The organism is Parasphingorhabdus sp., assembly GCF_039982415.1.
GTDB lineage: Bacteria > Pseudomonadota > Alphaproteobacteria > Sphingomonadales > Sphingomonadaceae > Parasphingorhabdus.
In genome coordinates, this window is sequence record NZ_JBDWYL010000006.1 from 496,226 (window position 1) to 513,937 (window position 17,712).

At 50.0% G+C, this 17,712-nt stretch carries 21 protein-coding genes; 8 read left to right on the top strand and 13 right to left on the bottom strand.

All coding sequences use genetic code 11. The features are described from left to right. Positions 1 to 49: 49 nt before the first annotated feature. The 8 genes from ABJU74_RS08010 to ABJU74_RS08045 form a co-directional block, all read right to left on the bottom strand. Positions 50 to 892, bottom strand: a complete 843-nt coding sequence (locus ABJU74_RS08010; protein WP_348383569.1) for a molecular chaperone — start codon at positions 890 to 892, stop codon at positions 50 to 52. A 228-nt stretch (positions 893 to 1,120) separates the two neighbouring features. Next, positions 1,121 to 1,615, bottom strand: a complete 495-nt coding sequence (locus ABJU74_RS08015) for a DUF4402 domain-containing protein (protein WP_348383568.1) — start codon at positions 1,613 to 1,615, stop codon at positions 1,121 to 1,123. 265 nt (positions 1,616 to 1,880) lie between these two features. After that, entirely contained in the window at positions 1,881 to 2,840 is a 960-nt protein-coding gene (locus ABJU74_RS08020) for a ParB/RepB/Spo0J family partition protein (RefSeq protein ID WP_348384020.1), read from the bottom strand. Then, positions 2,840 to 3,622, bottom strand: coding sequence for a ParA family protein (locus tag ABJU74_RS08025; protein WP_348383567.1), 783 nt, complete (start codon positions 3,620 to 3,622; stop codon positions 2,840 to 2,842). The genes ABJU74_RS08020 and ABJU74_RS08025 overlap by 1 nt, the downstream gene beginning before the upstream one ends. Before the next feature lie 42 nt (positions 3,623 to 3,664). After that, positions 3,665 to 4,282, bottom strand: coding sequence for a 16S rRNA (guanine(527)-N(7))-methyltransferase RsmG (gene rsmG / locus ABJU74_RS08030; RefSeq protein ID WP_348383566.1), 618 nt, complete (start codon positions 4,280 to 4,282; stop codon positions 3,665 to 3,667). A 7-nt stretch (positions 4,283 to 4,289) separates the two neighbouring features. Beyond that, a complete protein-coding gene (gene mnmG / locus ABJU74_RS08035) occupies positions 4,290 to 6,155 on the bottom strand; it encodes a tRNA uridine-5-carboxymethylaminomethyl(34) synthesis enzyme MnmG (RefSeq protein WP_348383565.1) in 1,866 nt (621 codons plus the stop codon). A gap of 76 nt (positions 6,156 to 6,231) precedes the next feature. Next, on the bottom strand, positions 6,232 to 7,527 hold the full coding sequence (gene mnmE, locus ABJU74_RS08040; protein ID WP_348383564.1) for a tRNA uridine-5-carboxymethylaminomethyl(34) synthesis GTPase MnmE: 1,296 nt from the start codon (positions 7,525 to 7,527) through the stop codon (positions 6,232 to 6,234). A gap of 17 nt (positions 7,528 to 7,544) precedes the next feature. Then, complete coding sequence (locus ABJU74_RS08045) at positions 7,545 to 7,808, bottom strand: DUF6489 family protein (RefSeq protein ID WP_348383563.1); 264 nt, start codon at positions 7,806 to 7,808, stop codon at positions 7,545 to 7,547. Between the two features lie 135 nt (positions 7,809 to 7,943). On the opposite strand from ABJU74_RS08045, the gene ABJU74_RS08050 reads away from it, so the two are divergent. Next, the gene (locus tag ABJU74_RS08050) at positions 7,944 to 8,642 is read left to right on the top strand and encodes a dienelactone hydrolase family protein (RefSeq protein ID WP_348383562.1); all 699 of its coding nucleotides are present in this window, start codon (positions 7,944 to 7,946) and stop codon (positions 8,640 to 8,642) included. A 35-nt stretch (positions 8,643 to 8,677) separates the two neighbouring features. After that, entirely contained in the window at positions 8,678 to 9,040 is a 363-nt protein-coding gene (locus tag ABJU74_RS08055; protein WP_348384019.1) for a nuclear transport factor 2 family protein, read from the top strand. An 85-nt stretch (positions 9,041 to 9,125) separates the two neighbouring features. On the opposite strand, the gene ABJU74_RS08060 is transcribed toward ABJU74_RS08055, so the two are convergent. From ABJU74_RS08060 to hemE, 5 genes are all read right to left on the bottom strand, one after another. Next, positions 9,126 to 9,854, bottom strand: coding sequence for a TerC family protein (locus tag ABJU74_RS08060; RefSeq protein WP_348383561.1), 729 nt, complete (start codon positions 9,852 to 9,854; stop codon positions 9,126 to 9,128). Next, positions 9,851 to 10,147: an antibiotic biosynthesis monooxygenase gene (locus tag ABJU74_RS08065; protein ID WP_348383560.1), complete on the bottom strand. Its 297-nt coding sequence runs from the start codon at positions 10,145 to 10,147 to the stop codon at positions 9,851 to 9,853. Before ABJU74_RS08065 ends, ABJU74_RS08060 begins: the two co-directional genes overlap by 4 nt. 18 nt (positions 10,148 to 10,165) lie before the next feature. Then, positions 10,166 to 11,422, bottom strand: a complete 1,257-nt coding sequence (gene rho / locus ABJU74_RS08070; RefSeq protein WP_348383559.1) for a transcription termination factor Rho — start codon at positions 11,420 to 11,422, stop codon at positions 10,166 to 10,168. Positions 11,423 to 11,588: 166 nt separating this feature from the next. Next, entirely contained in the window at positions 11,589 to 12,032 is a 444-nt protein-coding gene (locus tag ABJU74_RS08075) for a CopD family protein (protein ID WP_348383558.1), read from the bottom strand. Then, positions 12,029 to 13,063 carry a uroporphyrinogen decarboxylase gene (gene hemE / locus ABJU74_RS08080; protein ID WP_348383557.1) on the bottom strand — a complete coding sequence of 345 codons (1,035 nt, stop codon included), beginning with the start codon at positions 13,061 to 13,063 and terminating at the stop codon, positions 12,029 to 12,031. The genes ABJU74_RS08075 and hemE overlap by 4 nt, the downstream gene beginning before the upstream one ends. A gap of 302 nt (positions 13,064 to 13,365) precedes the next feature. On the opposite strand from hemE, the gene ABJU74_RS08085 reads away from it, so the two are divergent. The 6 genes from ABJU74_RS08085 (at position 13,366) to raiA (ending at position 17,583) form a co-directional block, all read left to right on the top strand. Next, positions 13,366 to 14,208, top strand: coding sequence for a pyruvate, water dikinase regulatory protein (locus tag ABJU74_RS08085; protein ID WP_348383556.1), 843 nt, complete (start codon positions 13,366 to 13,368; stop codon positions 14,206 to 14,208). A 13-nt stretch (positions 14,209 to 14,221) separates the two neighbouring features. Beyond that, on the top strand, positions 14,222 to 14,815 hold the full coding sequence (locus ABJU74_RS08090; protein WP_348384018.1) for a nucleoside triphosphate pyrophosphatase: 594 nt from the start codon (positions 14,222 to 14,224) through the stop codon (positions 14,813 to 14,815). Beyond that, positions 14,812 to 15,627: a shikimate dehydrogenase gene (aroE, locus tag ABJU74_RS08095; protein WP_348383555.1), complete on the top strand. Its 816-nt coding sequence runs from the start codon at positions 14,812 to 14,814 to the stop codon at positions 15,625 to 15,627. The genes ABJU74_RS08090 and aroE overlap by 4 nt, the downstream gene beginning before the upstream one ends. Then, positions 15,624 to 16,223 (top strand): dephospho-CoA kinase, encoded by a 600-nt coding sequence (coaE, locus tag ABJU74_RS08100; RefSeq protein ID WP_348383554.1) that lies wholly within the window; start codon positions 15,624 to 15,626, stop codon positions 16,221 to 16,223. The genes aroE and coaE overlap by 4 nt, the downstream gene beginning before the upstream one ends. A gap of 27 nt (positions 16,224 to 16,250) precedes the next feature. Then, positions 16,251 to 16,949, top strand: a complete 699-nt coding sequence (gene dnaQ / locus ABJU74_RS08105; protein WP_348383553.1) for a DNA polymerase III subunit epsilon — start codon at positions 16,251 to 16,253, stop codon at positions 16,947 to 16,949. A 61-nt stretch (positions 16,950 to 17,010) separates the two neighbouring features. Further along, positions 17,011 to 17,583, top strand: coding sequence for a ribosome-associated translation inhibitor RaiA (raiA, locus tag ABJU74_RS08110; RefSeq protein ID WP_348383552.1), 573 nt, complete (start codon positions 17,011 to 17,013; stop codon positions 17,581 to 17,583). The last annotated feature ends 129 nt before the right edge of the window (positions 17,584 to 17,712 follow it).

Genomic DNA, 17,712 nt, shown 5'->3' on the forward strand with positions numbered 1-17,712 from the left:
GTGAAGGCTTACCGTATTGAAGTCGGCCTAATATATTGTTTTATATACTCTATCTAAGAACCAGATCAGTTTTGGTGATCAATCCTCCGCCGACATTGCGGGGTTCATAATATTCTATGGATAGCGGACCTTTCAGCTGTGCGGCCACTTCAGGCGGCACTGGCAGCGTGACTTTCCGGCTCGCAATTTCTGGATAGACCGCAATACCGCGAACCAATAATAAGGGCTCATCAACCCCGGGTTTGACAACTCGGATTTCTCCATAGGTGGATCGTTCGCCGGTACGGCTTAAATCAAAGGCGAAAGCCTGGCCTTCTTCACCCTGCTCCATACGGGCATTGGCTATGGCGGCTGTGGCGGTCAACTTTCCTTGGCGAATTATCACCGGAATGGTTACTCCGTAAATCGGCGTCAAAGCGATTGAAAAGCCTTGGCTTTGCTCAGGCGCCGCGGTTACAGACCGTGCCTTTGGAACTGCGCGGAAAAGCAAATGGACCCGATATTCCCCATCTGCCAGATTTTTCGGAGCACGAACGCCCAATCGTATCGCTTGCGGTTGGTTTGGCGGTAAGGTGACCCGGCGGGGTGCATAACGGATCATGTCTTTGGCCGCTTGCTCCAGTTCACTGGCATCTTCCGGACTGACACCCGTCAACCGGCCTTCTGCTGTCATGCGGCGCAATTCCAATGAAATCCGGTAAGTCGCGGTCTCTGACCCGATATTATTCAAAATCACTTCGGTGCCTCGCTGACCATCGAGAACGATACGCGTCGGCGCCACCAACAGGTCTCCAGCAGCATGTGCTGGCAAAGCTGGCAGCGCCATAGCGGATGCAAGCACTCCCAAACCAACATAAAATTTACTCAGTTGCTTCAGACCCTTGATTGTCATTTTTTTCTCCGGTTTTCGATTCTGGCCATTTGAATAAGGCGGTTTTCCGCGCTTATCCCCACGCAAAAACTATAACAAAAGAGGGTTACTAAAGCGCTAATCGCACCCAGATCATCCCCGGAATTTCTAGCTTATGGGCAGCAAACACGAAAAACCCGCCCGCACCTGAGTGCGGACGGGAATTTTACTCAACTAATTGGCTAGCCCTTTAACCAGGCTAGGCTCCAATCAAGGATATTCAACGGTGACCGTGAAGGTACCGGAATAAGAACCGTCAACCTGAGCAGCGTTAACAGCCAAGCTGCCGCCGACAGAGAAAGATCCGTCACCGGATGCATCCAACGCGGTCAAAGCGGTTGAAGACAATGTTGCAGTCATCGCTGCACCAGGGCCGGTCAGGCTTACAGTTGAAGGAACGGTCAGTGTTACTGCTTCAGAAGCAGAACCGGTTACGCTGAAATCAGCTGCGTCGGTTGTGCCTGAGCAGATCAGATCACATGTACCGCGAACACCGTCATTACCAACAACAACGTTGCCAGCGGTTCCGTCGGTAACGATCGTACCGAAATCAAGATCGGTGCCGGCATCTTTAGATACAGTCAGCTCTTCAAGGATGTTGGCGCGTGCTTCTGCAGTTGCCGTTGCGGCATGCGCAGCATTTGCACCCATTACAGTTGCAACAAGAGCGGAAGAAGCCAAAGCGGCTTTAACAAATTTAGACATATTTTCTGGTCCCTATATTATACTACTATATTGAAAGGGCGCCTACGGTGCATCATAACCAAACCCACTGGTCGGATGTCGCTACACGCCAACATTCGATAATGCTTATCCCCCAGAAAAGATAAGGCTTTGCTGCCAGCATTGGTTAAGAATTTCTATACGGACTAATTGTATGATAAATAACGTTTTTTTACGGCCAGTTTACAAAATGAAACAGAAAGAATCTAACCGATAGCGGCCGAAATCCCGTTTAAGTTAGCTAAAATTAAATATGTTCACCGGTCAATCGCTGACAAATCAGATCCAATTGATCGAGATTATTATAGTCAATTGTCATTGAACCGGCTCCCGTTTGACCTTTGGATTGAATCGCAACTTTTAATCCCAGTAAATCACCCAAATGGCTTTCCACCGCCCGAATATCCGCATCATTTTCACCGGCACTGGATAGAGAGGCTTTGGTTTTGCGTTTCGGGCCGCCGAGCATTTTGCGCACCAGCTTTTCCGTATCCCGCACAGAAAGACCTTGCTTGACAACTTGTTGCGCCAAATCTTCGCTATGGGGAGCATTAATCAGCGCCCGCGCATGGCCCATGGACAATTTTTCATCACCCACCAGTTCCCGAACGGATTCAGGCAATTCGAGCAATCGCATCAAATTGGCGATATGGCTTCGAGATTTCCCCACCAATTCTGCGAGCTTCGCTTGGCTATGCCCGAAATCATCCTTTAATTTCACATAGGCTTCTGCTTCTTCGACCGCATTTAGATCCCGGCGCTGGACATTTTCAACAATTGCAATTTCAAGCGTTTCGGCATCATTGAGACTGCGAACAATTGCTGGAACCTGATGCAAACGAGCGCGCTGCGCCGCCCGCCACCGCCGTTCGCCCGCGACAATCTGGAAATTCTTGCCATGCGGCCGCACCACGATGGGCTGAATAACCCCGCGCAGCTTCATGCTATCGGCCAATTCATCCAAAGCGGCATTATCAAATTGTTGCCGCGGCTGATCTGGATTGGGGCGGATGTCGGAAATAGCAATAGAGCGCAAGCCATCAACCCGAGCCTCACCTTCTGCGCCACCTCCAGAAACATCAGCTGATTGGATGAGCGGCTCCTCGCGCTGAATTTCACCAAAAAGAGAATTGAGCCCTCGGCCGAGTCCCGTGGCTTTCTTAATCGCCGCTTTTTTGGGCAAAGGTGTTTCCTCTTCTTTCGCCATCATGCTGCAACCTTGCGTTCCGGCAATCGCGAAATTAACTCCCGCGCCAAATTGATATAGGCTTCGGACCCGCTGCAACGATGGTCATAAATTAGCGCTGGCAAACCATGACTCGGCGCCTCGGAAAGCCGGACATTTCTAGGAATGACTGTGTCAAAGACGACATTCCCCAAACAAGCACGCACATCATCCGACACTTGTTCGGTCAATTTGTTACGACGATCATACATGGTGAGCACCACGCCCATAACCGAAAGTTCACGGTTAAACCGCGCTCGAATACGTTCAACTGTTTGTAATAATTGACTTAATCCCTCTAAAGCGAAAAATTCACATTGTAGGGGAACAAGCAAGGATTCGACCGCAACCATTGCATTCAGCGTCAACAGACCGAGAGATGGCGGGCAATCAATGAGGCAAATATCCCATTGCCCATCGTCACCAGCATCCAACGCCTTTTTAAGGCGATGGGTGCGTTCTTCAAACTCAACAAGCTCAACTTCAGCGCCCGAAAGATCCACAACCGCTGGAACAATGTCCAATCCTGGAACCCGGCTCTTGATAACACAATCGGATAAAGGCGTATCCGAAACCAGCAGATCATAGCTGCTTTGTGTGCGGTCTACCTGATTGAGCCCCAATCCGGTTGATGCATTGCCTTGTGGATCAAGATCAATCAGCAAAACCTTCCAACCACTCGCAGCCAAGGCTGTTGCCATATTAATAGCCGTGGTTGTCTTGCCAACGCCGCCTTTTTGATTTGCTATCGCTATCCGGACCATTTTACGCAGAACCCTTCGCTAAGCTGTTATAAAATAATGTCTTCAGTCCAATCCAACCAAAATTCCCGCATCCGGATCGGTCAAACTTTGTTCCACGTGGAACATTTTTTGCCGTTTTGGCGATAGACCCTTTAACTCCTTTACCGCATTTTTGCCTTTAGGTAAGAGCCAAACTGTCTTTTCTGTGGAAAACCGGTGCGAAAGTGATAGCAATTTTTGCAACGGAGCAAAGGCCCGCGCACTAATAACATCCACTGGATGAGTTGAAACCTGTTCCAGACGAGCGCCCCAAATCTTCGCCTTGTTGGCGATCCCTAGTTTGGAGACGGCGCTTTCCAAAAATGCAATGCGCCGGTTTCGAGACTCCACCATCTCCACATGATAGTCGCTCAAGATCGCGATAATCATCCCGGGAAAGCCGGCGCCAGTGCCTAGGTCTAGCCAGATTTTGCCGGAACCCTTTGCTGGTGCATGGCTGAGCAGTTGCGCGCTATCGACGACATGGCGCGCCCAGATATGATCAGCGCTGGCCTTGGATATCAGATTTTGATGCTGCATTTCCTCAGAAAGATAAGCGAGAAAAGCGTCCAGCTGATCCCATGTTTCACGTGAAACATCGCAATAATTTTGGAGCCATATCCGGGCTTCGTCTTCCGTCATATCCCCGTCACGCAGCCATGGACTTGGCTTCTCGCCGGCGCGCATGGACCAATATCGCAGCTAAGGCAGCTGGCGTAATTCCCCGCACACGAGACGCTGCTGCCAATGTTTGCGGGCGTGCCGCATTAAGCCGCTCAACCATTTCATTGGATAAACCGGCGATAGCCGCATAATTGAGATCATCTCCCAATTTGATCAATTCATTGGCCCGCAAATCTTTCAATTCCGATTCTTGCCGTTGGAGATAAGGCGCATAGCGCGCATCTTCTTCTACTTCTTCTAAGAGATGAGTCTCCATCTTATCCAGCGACAAGCCCAAGCCCGCGAGAGAAGGCAGCGAAATATTCGGGAAACGTAACCAATCAAAAAGCGATTGTTTCGTTCCATCTCTACGGACATCGAGACCCTGTTGAATTAAATCTTCGCAGCTATGGACAGCCTCTAATTGCGACAATAGTCGCGCGCGCTGTGTTTCCCGGTTCACAAACCATGCCCGCCTTGTTTTACCTAGGCATCCTAATCTCTCGGCAATGGGGCTTAACCGCGTGGTTGCATTGTCGGCCCGCAATCGCAATCGATATTCCGCGCGCGCGGTGAGCATTCTATAAGGTTCGGTGACCCCTTGCAGGACCAAATCATCTATCATCACCGCCATATAGCTGGTCCCGCGATCCAATTCGGGAAAGGCTTTGTCCTGAATTGCGCAGGCCGCGCCTATGCCGGCAACGAGCCCTTGTGCAGCCGCTTCTTCATATCCGGTGGTGCCATTAATCTGTCCCGCACAATACAGACCTTCCAGATCTCTGACTTTCAGCGATCTGTCGAGAGCTCGCGGATCAATATGGTCATATTCCACAGCATAGCCCGGTACGATTATTTCGGCTTCAGACAAGCCTTGCATTGTCCGCACAAAGGCAAGCTGCACGTCGGCGGGCAGTGATGTGCTGATACCATTGGGGTAGACAAGCTGTGTATCCAGCCCTTCCGGCTCCAAAAAGACCTGGTGGGAATCGCGATCGGCAAAGCGGTGAATCTTATCTTCAATGGAAGGGCAATAGCGCGGTCCTTGCGCATCTATAGCGCCGCTAAATAAAGGCGATCGGTCGAGATTATCCCGAATAATGTCATGTGTCGCCGGCGTTGTTCTGCTCACGGCGCAAAATATCTGGGGTATTTCTCGCCGGGATGACATCGGCGACATGGTCCAATCATCGCTATCTGAAGGCTGTTCTGGCAAAGCCGACCAATTGATGGTGCGCCCGTCAATCCGCGGCGGCGTGCCTGTTTTCAATCGCGCAATGGGCAAGGCCGCATCGCGTATTTGTTGGCCCAGAGAAACCGCGCTGGCTTCGCCGGTTCGGCCTCCCGCTACAGTCTCTTCGCCGCGAAATAATTTGCCGTTTAAAAAGGTCCCGGTCGCCAAAATGACGGCGGCGGCTCTAATCTCGACATTGTCTGCCAGTCTTATCCCGCGGACGGTTTGATCGTCCAAGATTAGCGACGCCACTTCGCCTTCAACTATGGTGAGAGATTCTTGGGCGTCGAGCATCTGGTGAATCGCAGCTTTATAGAGCTTGCGATCCGCTTGCACCCGAGGCCCTTGCACCGCTGCGCCTTTGGAAAGATTCAGCATTCGATAATGGATTGCCGCAGCATCCGCAGCCCGCCCAATTAGACCGTCAAAAGCATCAACTTCTCGCACCAAATGGCCTTTTCCCAATCCTCCAATGGCTGGATTGCAGGACATGGCACCAATGCCGTCTTTGGTGAAACTCACCAAAGCGGTGTTCACACCCATGCGCGCGGCGACCGCGGCTGCTTCGCAACCGGCATGCCCGCCTCCGACAACAATAAGATCAAATTCCTGATTCATGCTGCGCCCATAGCCGAAGCGGTGTTTCAGGTCAAAAACATCGCGATGCAATAAATCTGTTCCACGTGGAACAACCTTATTTTCCAATGCAAAATTTGCCGAACAAGCCGTCTAACATATCTTCTGTGCTGGCACGGCCCGTCAAACCATCCAGAGCCACCCGGGCAAGGCGTAATTGCTCCGCTATGATCAGATAATCGGCTTGCCCGGCAATTTGCTGCAAACTGTCATAAGCTATATGTAAATGATCAGCTTGGCGCTGATTGACGCTCATCTCGTCGGCGCTCGGAATAATTGCTTTTGCCCGTTCCATCAACAAAGCCACCAACTCGTCCATACCGGCGCCAGAAACCGGAGACACGGTCAGTATACCGAGGGATTTCGCTTGATATTCCGGATGGTCCTTACGCGACGCCAATTCAATCAGCTTATGCCCAGAAGGCCCCTCGCCTTCTGGGCCCAGCCATAAAATAATATCGGCTGTTTCCAATTGCTGATGTGCGCGGTCGATCCCAATCCGCTCTATCTCTTCTGCATCTTCCGTTCTAATGCCGGCCGTATCGACAAACAAAAAGGCAATGCCGCCGAGCGCAACTGGCACTTCAATAACATCCCGGGTCGTTCCAGCGATTGCCGAAACAATCGCCGCCTCTCGATCGACCAGAGCATTGAGCAAGGTTGATTTGCCACTATTGGGCGGTCCCCCCAAAACAACCCGAACGCCATCGCGTAATTTTTCGGCCCGCGGCCGCTGAACTATTTCGTCAATATCAGCGCAAAGCGCAGCAACGGACGATTGCAACCCTTCCCAATGCGCTGGAGATACATCATCTTCATCGGAAAAATCCAATTCTGCTTCCACCGTTGCGGACAGTTGCAATATTTTATTCTGCCAATTTTCCACTTGCCGGGACAAGATACCGCCAGCCCTTTGCACTGCAGAGCGGCGTTGCAATTCTGTTTCCGCAAAGAGCAGATCTGACAAACCCTCCGCTTCTGCAAGATCCATCCGCCCATGAGCAAAAGCTCTACGCGTAAATTCGCCTGGTTCAGCGGAACGCAGCCCATTTATTTGCAACAGACATTCCTGAATCGCGCGAACAACGGCCCGGCCGCCATGACTGTGTATTTCGACCAGATCTTCTCCGGTGGCAGTGTGCGGTCCGGGAAACCATAGAATCAAGGCAGAATCCAAGAGATCACCGCTATCCGGATCGCTTAATTTTGCCAGACTCGCGCGGCGCGGCGACGGCAAATATCCTGCCAGTTGCTTTAACGCCTGAGAGGCTTGCGGACCGCTTATCCGGATAACAGCAATCGCAGCCGGTGGTTGCCCACTCGACAACGCAAAGATGGTATCACTGCTGGACACTAGTATCTATCTGATTTTTAGTCTTTTTTCTTGGATGAGGAGCTTTTTCCATTGCTACCGCTCATCGCCCCGCCGAGAAAAGAGGAAAACATTTTGATACCCGCTTCACCCATCGGAGCGATAATTTTTGTGAAATTTTGCAATTGTTCAACAGAACTCGCCCCTTGCAGAAATTTGGACAATTCCTTCACATAGGTTTCATTTAATTTGCCTACATCTGGCAAGCCCATCATCCGGCGGGCTTCTTCGGGTGTACAATCCAATTCTACGGTGACTTTCATTATTGCTTCCTCTTTTGCCTATCGTTGAAGCGAAGTTCCCCTCTCACCGCAACAATTGATCTTCCGCCTTGCCTGAACAGGATATGGGGATAATGTGCACCATTAATCAAGTCATGATGCAAAGGAGTTTTCAAAATGGGTGTGTTGGAACTGGTTAAAACAGGCAGCGGCGCAGAAGAATTTCCCTGTTATGTAGCCGAACCGAGCGGAGAACCGCAGGCAGCGATCATTGTCATTCAGGAAATTTTTGGCGTGAACCCGGGGATTAAAGCCAAATGTGATCAATGGGCAGCAGCCGGCTATCTCGCCATCGCACCTGATCTGTTCTGGAGAATTCACGACAATACGGATCTTGATGCCGATATCCCGGATCAATTTCAGATCGCACTCGATTTAATGGGCAAATTTGATCAGGACCAAGGGATAAAAGATATCGAAGCGGCAGTCCACTATGCCCGAAGCCGTATCAATGGCGGAAAAGTCGGCAGTGTCGGCTATTGTTTAGGCGGCCGATTGGCGTTCATGACCGCGGCGCGGACGGATATAAACGCGTCCGTTGGCTATTATGGTGTGGGCATAGACGGCTTGTTGGATGAAAAAAACGCAATAACAAAGAATGTTATGCTGCATATTCCCACTGCCGATGGTTTTGTTCCCGCTGATGCGCAAGCCGCCATGCATGCAGGCCTTGATGACCATCCCAAAGTGACTTTGCATGATTATGACGGCCTGGATCATGGTTTTGCTGCTGAATTTGGCGTACGCCGCGATGAAGCAGCCGCCAATTTGGCTGACCGACGGACCACTGAGTTTTTCAAGGAGCATTTGGCATGAGCACCCGGAACAATCTGAAAGTTTGGCACGCCCGGATGGTTGATAAAAGCGAATCCGCGCTCAGCGCGCAACTCGCTGACGATGCTGTCTTCCACTCCCCTGTCGTACATACACCGCAAGCAGGCAAACCCATTGTTATGGCTTATTTGCTAGCGGCTGATAATGTTCTGGGCAATGATAGCTTTCGCTATGTGCGCGAGATTGTCGATGATCAAGCCAATATGGCGATGCTGGAATTTGAGCTCGAACTGGATGACATTAAGGTCAATGGCGTTGATATTATTGCGTGGAATGATGACGGCCTGATTCAGGATTTTAAAGTCATGGTTCGCCCGCTGAAGGCAATTAACAAAGTCTGGGATGAAATGGGCAAAATGCTGGAAAAGATGAAGGGGTAACTCAGCGCGGACATTGGGCGCGCCTTTTCTTAGCAGATCCGTAAGCGCGTCGTTTCCATAGAGAGCGTTTTTACCGCTCAGAACCTTAGAAAAATGTAATTAAGCCAATGGTTTGTGAGTCGCCGAACCAACCTGTGTAAATCATCTTACCAGCAACATAGACGATGACCGCCAGCCCAAGATAAGCAATCCATTTATAGCGTTCGATATATTTTGCGATCACATTAGCCGCGAGACCCATTAGTGCAACCGACAAGAGCAAACCGACGATTAATATGCCGGGATGATCGCGGGCTGCGCCAGCAACGCCTAGGACATTGTCGAGGCTCATTGAAACATCTGCGGCTGTCACCGCCCAAACAGCGCCCCAGAAGCTTTTTTGCGGCTTAACCCCGCTATGTTCGTCACCTTCAATTTCCGGTGAACCGGCTGACTCCCCTTCATGGAAAATCTCACGGTAGAAATTCCAAGCGACCCACAGCAGGAGCAAACCACCGGCCAAAACCAAGCCAACAATTTGTAACAACTGAACAACGATCAGCGCGAAAACAATCCGCAGCAACAATGCAGCGCCAATTCCAATTAAAATCACCTTGCGGCGTTGATCCGGCGGTAAACCGCCCGCCAGCGCTCCGACGACAATCGCGTTATCGGCCGCAAAAACGAGATCAATCAATATCACCTGACCGAAGGCCGCTAAGGCCTGTGGTGTTCCGATATTGGAAAAATCATGCACAATTGCTGCCCACATTTCGGACAAGGATCCAAGACCAGCGGGCGCAGCGGCGGATAAAAAGGAAAGAATATCAATCATGAAAAAATCGAAGGTCCAAAATAGCTTACGGTCGGCATAGGGTCATAAAAGTCATGAAGCAAGGCACGCCATTCTTGATATTCAGGGGATTTGCGAAACCCGTCTCGATGGGATTCAATATTGTCCCATTTGACCAGCAATAGAAAATGATCTGGCCGATCTCCGGCAGGCCGCACTGCAATTGATTGAAAACCCGGTTGCACAGCGATAAGCGGTTTTGCCTTATTCATGGCTGCGACAAACTGGTCGGATTGACCGGTTTTAACTTGCAACAAAGCATGTTCAATTATCATCACGGTGCCCCGGACAATTTACTGATTCATGCTATCGAAGAAATCGTCATTCGCTTTGCTATCTTTCATCTTGTCGAGCAAGAATTCCATCGCGTCGATTGTGCCCATTTGCATCAAGATACGGCGCAGCACCCACATTTTCTTGAGCTTGTCATCTTCGACCAGCAATTCTTCCTTACGGGTACCGGATTTGCCAACATCCAGCGCCGGGAAGATCCGCTTGTCGGCAACTTTACGGTCCAGCACAATTTCTGAGTTGCCGGTGCCTTTAAACTCTTCAAAGATAACCTCATCCATCCGGCTACCTGTGTCGATCAGCGCTGTTGCAATGATGGAAAGCGAGCCGCCTTCTTCAATGTTACGCGCAGCACCAAAAAAGCGTTTCGGTCGTTGTAAAGCATTGGCGTCAACACCGCCGGTCAAAACCTTACCGGAGCTTGGCACAACGGTATTATACGCGCGGCCAAGACGCGTGATAGAGTCTAGTAGGATGACCACATCATGTTTATGTTCGACGAGCCGTTTGGCTTTTTCAATAACCATTTCAGCTACTTGTACATGGCGAGTGGCGGGTTCATCAAAGGTCGAACTAATCACTTCGCCCTTAACCGAGCGTTGCATGTCTGTGACTTCTTCAGGCCGTTCATCGATAAGCAGCACGAGCAGATACACTTCAGGATGATTATCGGTAATAGCTTTGGCGATATTTTGCAGCAACACGGTTTTACCTGTCCGTGGCGGAGCTACGATCAAAGCGCGCTGGCCCTTGCCTTGCGGTGAAATAATATCAATGACGCGAGCAGACTTGTCTTTAACCGTAGGATCAAGACTATCCAATGTCAGTTTTGAATCCGGATAAAGCGGGGTGAGATTATCAAAATTCACCCGGTGACGGACCGCATCCGGTTCATCAAAATTGATTGCAGTAAGTTTGGTCAGCGCAAAATAGCGTTCGCCATCACGCGGCGCGCGAATTTCGCCTTCCACCGTATCACCGGTGCGCAGGCCGAATTTACGAACCTGGTTTGGCGAGACATAAATATCATCAGGCCCCGCCAGATAATTGGCTTCTGGCGAACGCAAAAAGCCAAAACCATCGGGCAGCACTTCAATCGTGCCAAGACCCATGATCAGTTCGTCTTGATCAGCCAGTTCTTTGAGAATGGCGAACATCAAATCTTGTTTGCGCAAGGTTGATGCGCCTTCGACACCCAATTTTTCGGCCATTGAGACCAGATCAGCAGGTGATTTTTCTTTTAATTCTTTTAAATGCATGGAGTTTTATCCAAAAATATCAGGAAGTTATTTTGTTTTTGCATGTGTGCAGCATATCGGCTGTCAAATTTTCACATGGAATGTCGCCCGGACGGGCTTTGAGCGTCAATTACGCCTTTGCCGTGATGCTGTCAACAAGAGCTGAATGGGAACAGGCAATGCAAATTTAAAACGGTTTCACAATCACCAAAATCACAATGATCGCTGCGGTAATGCCGGGCACTTCATTCACCAGTCGCAGCTTTTTATCGGACAAATTCCGTTCACCCCGCGCCAGCTTTTTGGTATAGCCCATCATCCAGCCGTGATAGCCGGACAACAATAACACCACGAGCAATTTGGCGTGAAACCAACCCTGGCTAAATGCGTCAATCTCATAAGCAAGAAACAATCCGACGGCCCAGACAATGATCAACGATGGGTTGAGGATTATCTTGCGCAATTTTCCTTCGCGCTCAATCCATTTGCCATCTTCTTCCGAACCCACAGCAGATTCTTGATGATAGACAAAGAAACGCGGCATCATGAACAGGCCAGCCATCCAGAAGATAACAAAGATGAGATGCGCGGATTTTAACCAGAGATAGAGCATAGAGATTATTTCATTCATTGCCGGACAAGTGTAAGCAGCTTTTCGACATGTTCAATGGGTGTATCGGGTAAAATTCCGTGACCCAGGTTAAAAATATGCGGCCGATCTTCAAAGACTTGCAGGATGTGACGCACTGAATTTTCCAGCGCTTCTCCGCCAGCAATCAAGGCTAAGGGATCAAGATTGCCTTGCAACGGAATATCCGCCGGCAAATTGTCATGCGCCCAAAATGGGTCAACCGTTTCATCAAGGCCAATCGCATCCGCTCCGGTTTCTCTCGCATAAGCAACCAATTTTGCACCGGCGCCTTTGGGAAATCCGATTATCGGCAGATCCGGATGGACCGCTTTTATTCGTGCGATAATTTCAGCATTGGGTGCAATCACCCATTTTTCAAATTGCGCGGGAGAAAGCGTTCCGGCCCAGCTGTCAAACAATTGAATCGCATCAACCCCGGCGTCTATCTGACCGAGCAAATAGGTGACGCTATGATCAATAATCGCGCGGATTAACTCTGCAAAAGCGGCTTCATCCTGATAAGCATAACGCCGAGTCACGGCCTGATCCTTACTGCCCTGCCCGTGGGTCATATAGGTCGCAACCGTCCAGGGGCTTCCAGCAAAGCCCATGAAAGTGGTTTTGTCCTCTAGCTGTGAAGCCACATTGCGCACTGTGGCATAAATAGCCTCAAAACGGGCCGGAGCCGACTCAAGAGAGGTTAAAGCTGCATCGACCAACCTTGGTGCCAGCCGGGGTCCTTCTCCCGCCTCAAACCAAAGATCCTGTCCCATGGCATGGGGTACAATCAAAATGTCAGAAAATAATATCGCACCGTCAAAACCAAAGCGCCGGATTGGTTGAATAGTGACTTCAGCTGCACATTCCGGATCATAGCAAAGCTCTAAAAAACCACCTTTTTGAGACCGTAACTCGCGATATTCTGGCAGATATCGGCCAGCCTGGCGCATCAGCCAAACGGGAGTCTGGGTTTGTTTCTTGCCGCGCAGAGTGTTGAGCAATAATTTTGGGGATTCGATAACGTCAGGCATAAGATAAGGGTCACTCAATATAATAATATAGTATATTTAAAGAATCTTGTTGGTGATAATAGCGCGTGGATAGGTGGGTTAAATGGCGTCTACCGTGTTTACAAACAGATTGACAGATGGCCGTTAACGAAAAATTTACCGATTCCCAAATTTCTTCCCCATAATCCACAATCTGTGGATGAAAACCATCAAACTGAATCCATTGTGGATAGAAATGCGGATGATGGGGATGGATTTATCAAAGCGGAAAATCCCGAATTCATCCCTTGCTTTATCCACAATGAAATCACAGGGTTGCGGCCATGAATAGACTGCATCTTCATATGTTATCAGACTCGACCGGCGAGACACTTGAAAATATCGCCAAAGCCGCCCTAGCGCAATTTGATGGTGTTGAAATCATCAAACATTTTTGGCCGATGGTCCGGTCCGAGACTCATTTGAACCGAATATTAGTTGAAGTGGCGTCTAATCCGGGTTTGGTCATATTTACCCTCGTGAACAGTGATATCAGAGCCCGCCTGGAACGCGAATGCCGCCATTTGGGACTGCCGGTTGTGCCAGCGCTTGATACGGTTACTGATGCGCTGTCTAATATGCTTGGGCAAGAAGCCAAGGCCCGGCCGGGCCGCCAGCATATATTAGACGCTGCTTATTTTGAACGGGTGGAAGCGATCCAGTTCACCATTGCGCATGATGATGGTATTGGTTGGGAAAATTGGGAAGAAGCCGATATTGTTCTGGCTGGGGTGTCCCGGACTTCCAAGACTCCGACATCCATTTATCTTGCCAATCGCGGATATAAAACGGCCAATATTCCGATCGTACCAGAATCTCCGCCACCCGATGCGCTCTATCATTTGAAAAACCCGTTGGTTGTCGGTTTGGTGGCGGGCGCAAGCCGATTGGTACAAGTCCGCAGAAACCGACTTTTGTCGCTCAATCAGGCGCCGGAAACAGATTATGTCGACGAAGAAAAAGTAAAGGCCGAAACCCAATATGCGCGGCGCATGTTTGCCGATAATGCTTGGCCCACAATTGATGTGACTCGGCGCTCAATTGAAGAATCTGCGGCCGCCATTATCGCTTTCTATAATGAGCGCCATATTGAACAAAAAGAGAAGACACCATCGGATGACCAATGACATGCCGGAACCCATGCTCATTTTGGCCTCGAACAGCAAAGCCCGAAAAAACATGCTACAAGCAGCCGGCGTAGTGGTTGAACCCTTGGCGCCCAATGTCGACGAAGAGGCGTTGCGGGACGGTTTGAAAGCGGATGGCGTAACCGCTCGAAATCTGGCCGATGCCTTGGCTGAAGCAAAAGCGGTGCGGCTGTCGCGCCGGATTGGACCGGCCTTGGTTCTGGGCGGTGATCAGATTCTTGCAATGGAAGATGGTTCAACCTTGGATAAGCCGAAATCCCGGGAAGAGGCCAAATCCCATTTGCAGCGCCTTTCGGGCCAGAAGCATAAATTGTTTAGCGCGGCGGTTATCGCCGATCAAGGATCACCGGTGTGGCGGCATATTGATATCGCCACTTTAACGATGCGCCGCTTGAGTGACGCCTTTATCGACCAATATGTTGAGGAAGAGTGGGACAAGATTCAACATTGTGTAGGATGCTATGAAATTGAAGCGCGCGGTGCTCAGCTTTTTGCCGACATTAAAGGGAGTCAGTTTACAATCATGGGTTTACCATTGCTGCCATTGCTCGATTATCTGCGGATCAGAGGAATTATGACGTCATGAAGTCCGTTCCTTATGCCGAAGTGATTGGCGACCCAATCGCGCATAGCAAATCGCCGCTTATTCATCAGTTTTGGTTGGAAAAATTGGGAATAGATGCAGATTATCAGATGTTTCACGTGAAACCGGATCAATTGCAATCCTATATTGCAGAGCGGAAAAAAGATCCTCTGTGGCGCGGTTGCAATGTTACGCTTCCCCACAAATTGGCGGTTATGGATCATGTTTCCGATCCCGGTGATGTCAAAGGGTCAATTGGCGCAATGAATACTATTGCCCGTGACGAACGCGGACATTTATTTGGTACCAATACAGATGCCGGCGGGTTTTTCGCGCCGCTGGCCGATATTCCTCTGGCTGGCGAAGAGATTATAGTTGTCGGTGCTGGCGGTGCTGCCCAAGCGGTTCTTTTTGCGCTGTCGCGAATTGATGTGGGTGCGGTGACCATGATCAACCGTAATGTTCTAAAAGCCTCTGCTTTGCTTGCCCGATTTGGATTAAAGGGCCAGGCTTTGGGTTATGAGGCGGCTTTGCCGCCAGCGAAACTGCTGGTAAATGCCAGTCCGCTGGGGATGGCAGGACAAGAAGATCTAATCCTCGATCTCGATAATCTGCCGGCAGACACTATTGTTTACGATCTGGTCTATGTGCCGCTCAAGACAAAATTGCTCAAAGCCGCAAAAGCACGGGGGCTGGAGACAATTGATGGGATGACCATGCTAATCGGTCAAGCCGCTGTCGCGTTCGAAATTTTTTTCGGACAAGCGCCGCCGCTGGAATATGATGACGAACTCCGAAAGCGGCTTCAGGCATGACCGGTCCATTGATTATCGGGCTCACGGGTTCCATCGGAATGGGCAAATCCACTGTCGCTGAGATGTTTGCCAGCGAAGGCATTCCGGTCTTTGACGCTGATGCTGCAGTGCATCTCTTGCAAGGACCTGGCGGAGCGCTTGTCGAGAAAATCGAAGCGCTGTTTCCTGGTACAACCAGCGAAAATGGAGTTGATCGACAAAAACTCGGCCCGGCTGTGTTGGGCAATCCAGATGCATTGAGACAATTAGAGGCGCTTATTCATCCGGCGGTCGGAGAAATGCGTTTGCAATTTCTAAAAGAGCAGGAAAAGGCGCAAATTGTGCTTTTCGATATACCCCTGTTATTTGAAAAAACCGGTGCTGCCGGTGTCGACCAGATTGTCGTCGTTTCGGCTCAGGCCCAAGACCAACGGGACCGAGTTTTGGCTCGCCCCGGCATGACTGCCGAAAAGTTCGAAACCATAAAAGCGCTGCAAATGCCCGATGCAGAAAAGCGCAAACGGGCTGATTTTGTGATCAATACATCCCAGTCTATCGATGAAACACGTCAAGAGGTGCAAAATACTATTGAAAAATTGAAAGCTTCCCTTGCGTAACCGGAAATTGAGTCCGATATTGGGGTTATGCGAGAGATAATTTTCGACACAGAAACCACCGGCTTTGACCCTGAAACTGGCGACCGGATGGTTGAAATTGGCTGTATTGAAATGATCGACCGGATTGAAACCGGAAATAGCTTCCATTGCTATTATAATCCGCAACGTCCCATGCCCAAAGCCGCCGAAGAAGTGCATGGCCTGTCCGATATATTTCTATCCGACAAAAAATTATTTGCCGATGGCGCGGATGAATTGCTGGAATTTCTCGGAGACGCCAATTTGGTAGCGCATAACGCGCAATTTGATTTCAATTTTTTAAATGCGGAATTGCGCTTATGCGGCAAGACACTGATTTCCCAATTTCGCATGGTGGACACTTTAGCAATTGCGAAAGTCAAACATCCGGGCGCAAAACTTTCTTTGGATGCTTTGTGTAGCCGCTACGGGATTGATCGCAGCCACCGCGTCAAGCACGGGGCTTTGCTCGATGCAGAATTGCTGACTCAACTCTATATTGAGCTGACGGGCGGCCGCCAAATTGGCCTTGGTTTGGCCGACGAAAAGAAACCGGCCGTAGAGGAAAAACGCCAAGCCTCTGGAAAAGAAGCCGCTTTGCGTCGGTCATTTGTTGCGCCGCGGCCGCATAGCGCCTCGGCTGACGAGCTTGCGCGTCATGCGGAATTTATGGAAGGTATAGAAGATCCGGTCTGGGCCAAGATCTGAAAAATACGACCGCACTGCTGGGAATGATTAAAATATCGCGTAACCATGATGGAGAAAAAATATGGAAATTCGGGTTTCAGGACATCAAGTGGATACCGGCGATGCGCTTCAAGGTCATGTCGATGATCGCATGAATGCGATAGCGGACAAATATTTTCCGAAGGCGATTTCGACTCATGCGACCTTTGGCAAGGCCCCGCATAATCATTTTCAGTGCGATATTGTGTCGCATATCATGACCGGTTTGATGTTGAAATCAGAAGCACAGGCCGGGGATGCCCATCAGGCCTTTGAACAAGCGGCTGACAAGATAGAAAAACAGCTTCGCCGCTATATGCGCCGATTGAACGATCACCATGTGCAGGCGCAATATGCTGCAAAACAGGAAGAAGCGGCTTATCGGGTGTTCGATTCGGCAGATGAGGAAGAAGAAGTCGAAGTCGCGTCCGATTCGCCTCCGATTATTGCCGAAACCAGCACAGATATCCCGGAAGCCAGTGTTTCCAATGCGGTGATGATGATGGATTTGCGTAATACCAGCGCCCTATTGTTCAAAAATGCTGGAACTGGATCGCATAATATGGTTTACCGCCGCTCGGACGGGACTATCGGCTGGGTTGAACCCCAAAAATAGCGTTCCGTTCATATATTGAGTCCCCCGCTCCGTCTGTAATATTGACGACTATAAATTTGTGATCAATCGCATCGCGTGCCGGCCTTCGGTCTGCAATGATGTTTTGCGTAGTTAAAATTCAGGCCGGGA

What these genes read in the sequence shown, in the direction of transcription:
- coaE (WP_348383554.1), top strand. Translation starts at nt 15,624, where the DNA reads ATGACCGGTCCATTGATTATCGGGCTCACGGGTTCCATCGGAATGGGC.
- ABJU74_RS08050 (WP_348383562.1), top strand. Translation starts at nt 7,944, where the DNA reads ATGGGTGTGTTGGAACTGGTTAAAACAGGCAGCGGCGCAGAAGAATTT.
- mnmG (WP_348383565.1), bottom strand. Translation starts at nt 6,155, where the DNA reads ATGAATCAGGAATTTGATCTTATTGTTGTCGGAGGCGGGCATGCCGGT.
- ABJU74_RS08020 (WP_348384020.1), bottom strand. Translation starts at nt 2,840, where the DNA reads ATGGCGAAAGAAGAGGAAACACCTTTGCCCAAAAAAGCGGCGATTAAG.
- ABJU74_RS08010 (WP_348383569.1), bottom strand. Translation starts at nt 892, where the DNA reads ATGACAATCAAGGGTCTGAAGCAACTGAGTAAATTTTATGTTGGTTTG.
- ABJU74_RS08065 (WP_348383560.1), bottom strand. Translation starts at nt 10,147, where the DNA reads ATGATAATTGAACATGCTTTGTTGCAAGTTAAAACCGGTCAATCCGAC.
- aroE (WP_348383555.1), top strand. Translation starts at nt 14,812, where the DNA reads ATGAAGTCCGTTCCTTATGCCGAAGTGATTGGCGACCCAATCGCGCAT.
- hemE (WP_348383557.1), bottom strand. Translation starts at nt 13,063, where the DNA reads ATGCCTGACGTTATCGAATCCCCAAAATTATTGCTCAACACTCTGCGC.
- raiA (WP_348383552.1), top strand. Translation starts at nt 17,011, where the DNA reads ATGGAAATTCGGGTTTCAGGACATCAAGTGGATACCGGCGATGCGCTT.
- ABJU74_RS08060 (WP_348383561.1), bottom strand. Translation starts at nt 9,854, where the DNA reads ATGATTGATATTCTTTCCTTTTTATCCGCCGCTGCGCCCGCTGGTCTT.
- ABJU74_RS08055 (WP_348384019.1), top strand. Translation starts at nt 8,678, where the DNA reads ATGGTTGATAAAAGCGAATCCGCGCTCAGCGCGCAACTCGCTGACGAT.
- dnaQ (WP_348383553.1), top strand. Translation starts at nt 16,251, where the DNA reads ATGCGAGAGATAATTTTCGACACAGAAACCACCGGCTTTGACCCTGAA.
- rho (WP_348383559.1), bottom strand. Translation starts at nt 11,422, where the DNA reads ATGCATTTAAAAGAATTAAAAGAAAAATCACCTGCTGATCTGGTCTCA.
- ABJU74_RS08025 (WP_348383567.1), bottom strand. Translation starts at nt 3,622, where the DNA reads ATGGTCCGGATAGCGATAGCAAATCAAAAAGGCGGCGTTGGCAAGACA.
- ABJU74_RS08075 (WP_348383558.1), bottom strand. Translation starts at nt 12,032, where the DNA reads ATGAATGAAATAATCTCTATGCTCTATCTCTGGTTAAAATCCGCGCAT.
- rsmG (WP_348383566.1), bottom strand. Translation starts at nt 4,282, where the DNA reads ATGACGGAAGACGAAGCCCGGATATGGCTCCAAAATTATTGCGATGTT.
- ABJU74_RS08015 (WP_348383568.1), bottom strand. Translation starts at nt 1,615, where the DNA reads ATGTCTAAATTTGTTAAAGCCGCTTTGGCTTCTTCCGCTCTTGTTGCA.
- ABJU74_RS08045 (WP_348383563.1), bottom strand. Translation starts at nt 7,808, where the DNA reads ATGAAAGTCACCGTAGAATTGGATTGTACACCCGAAGAAGCCCGCCGG.
- ABJU74_RS08085 (WP_348383556.1), top strand. Translation starts at nt 13,366, where the DNA reads ATGAATAGACTGCATCTTCATATGTTATCAGACTCGACCGGCGAGACA.
- ABJU74_RS08090 (WP_348384018.1), top strand. Translation starts at nt 14,222, where the DNA reads ATGCTCATTTTGGCCTCGAACAGCAAAGCCCGAAAAAACATGCTACAA.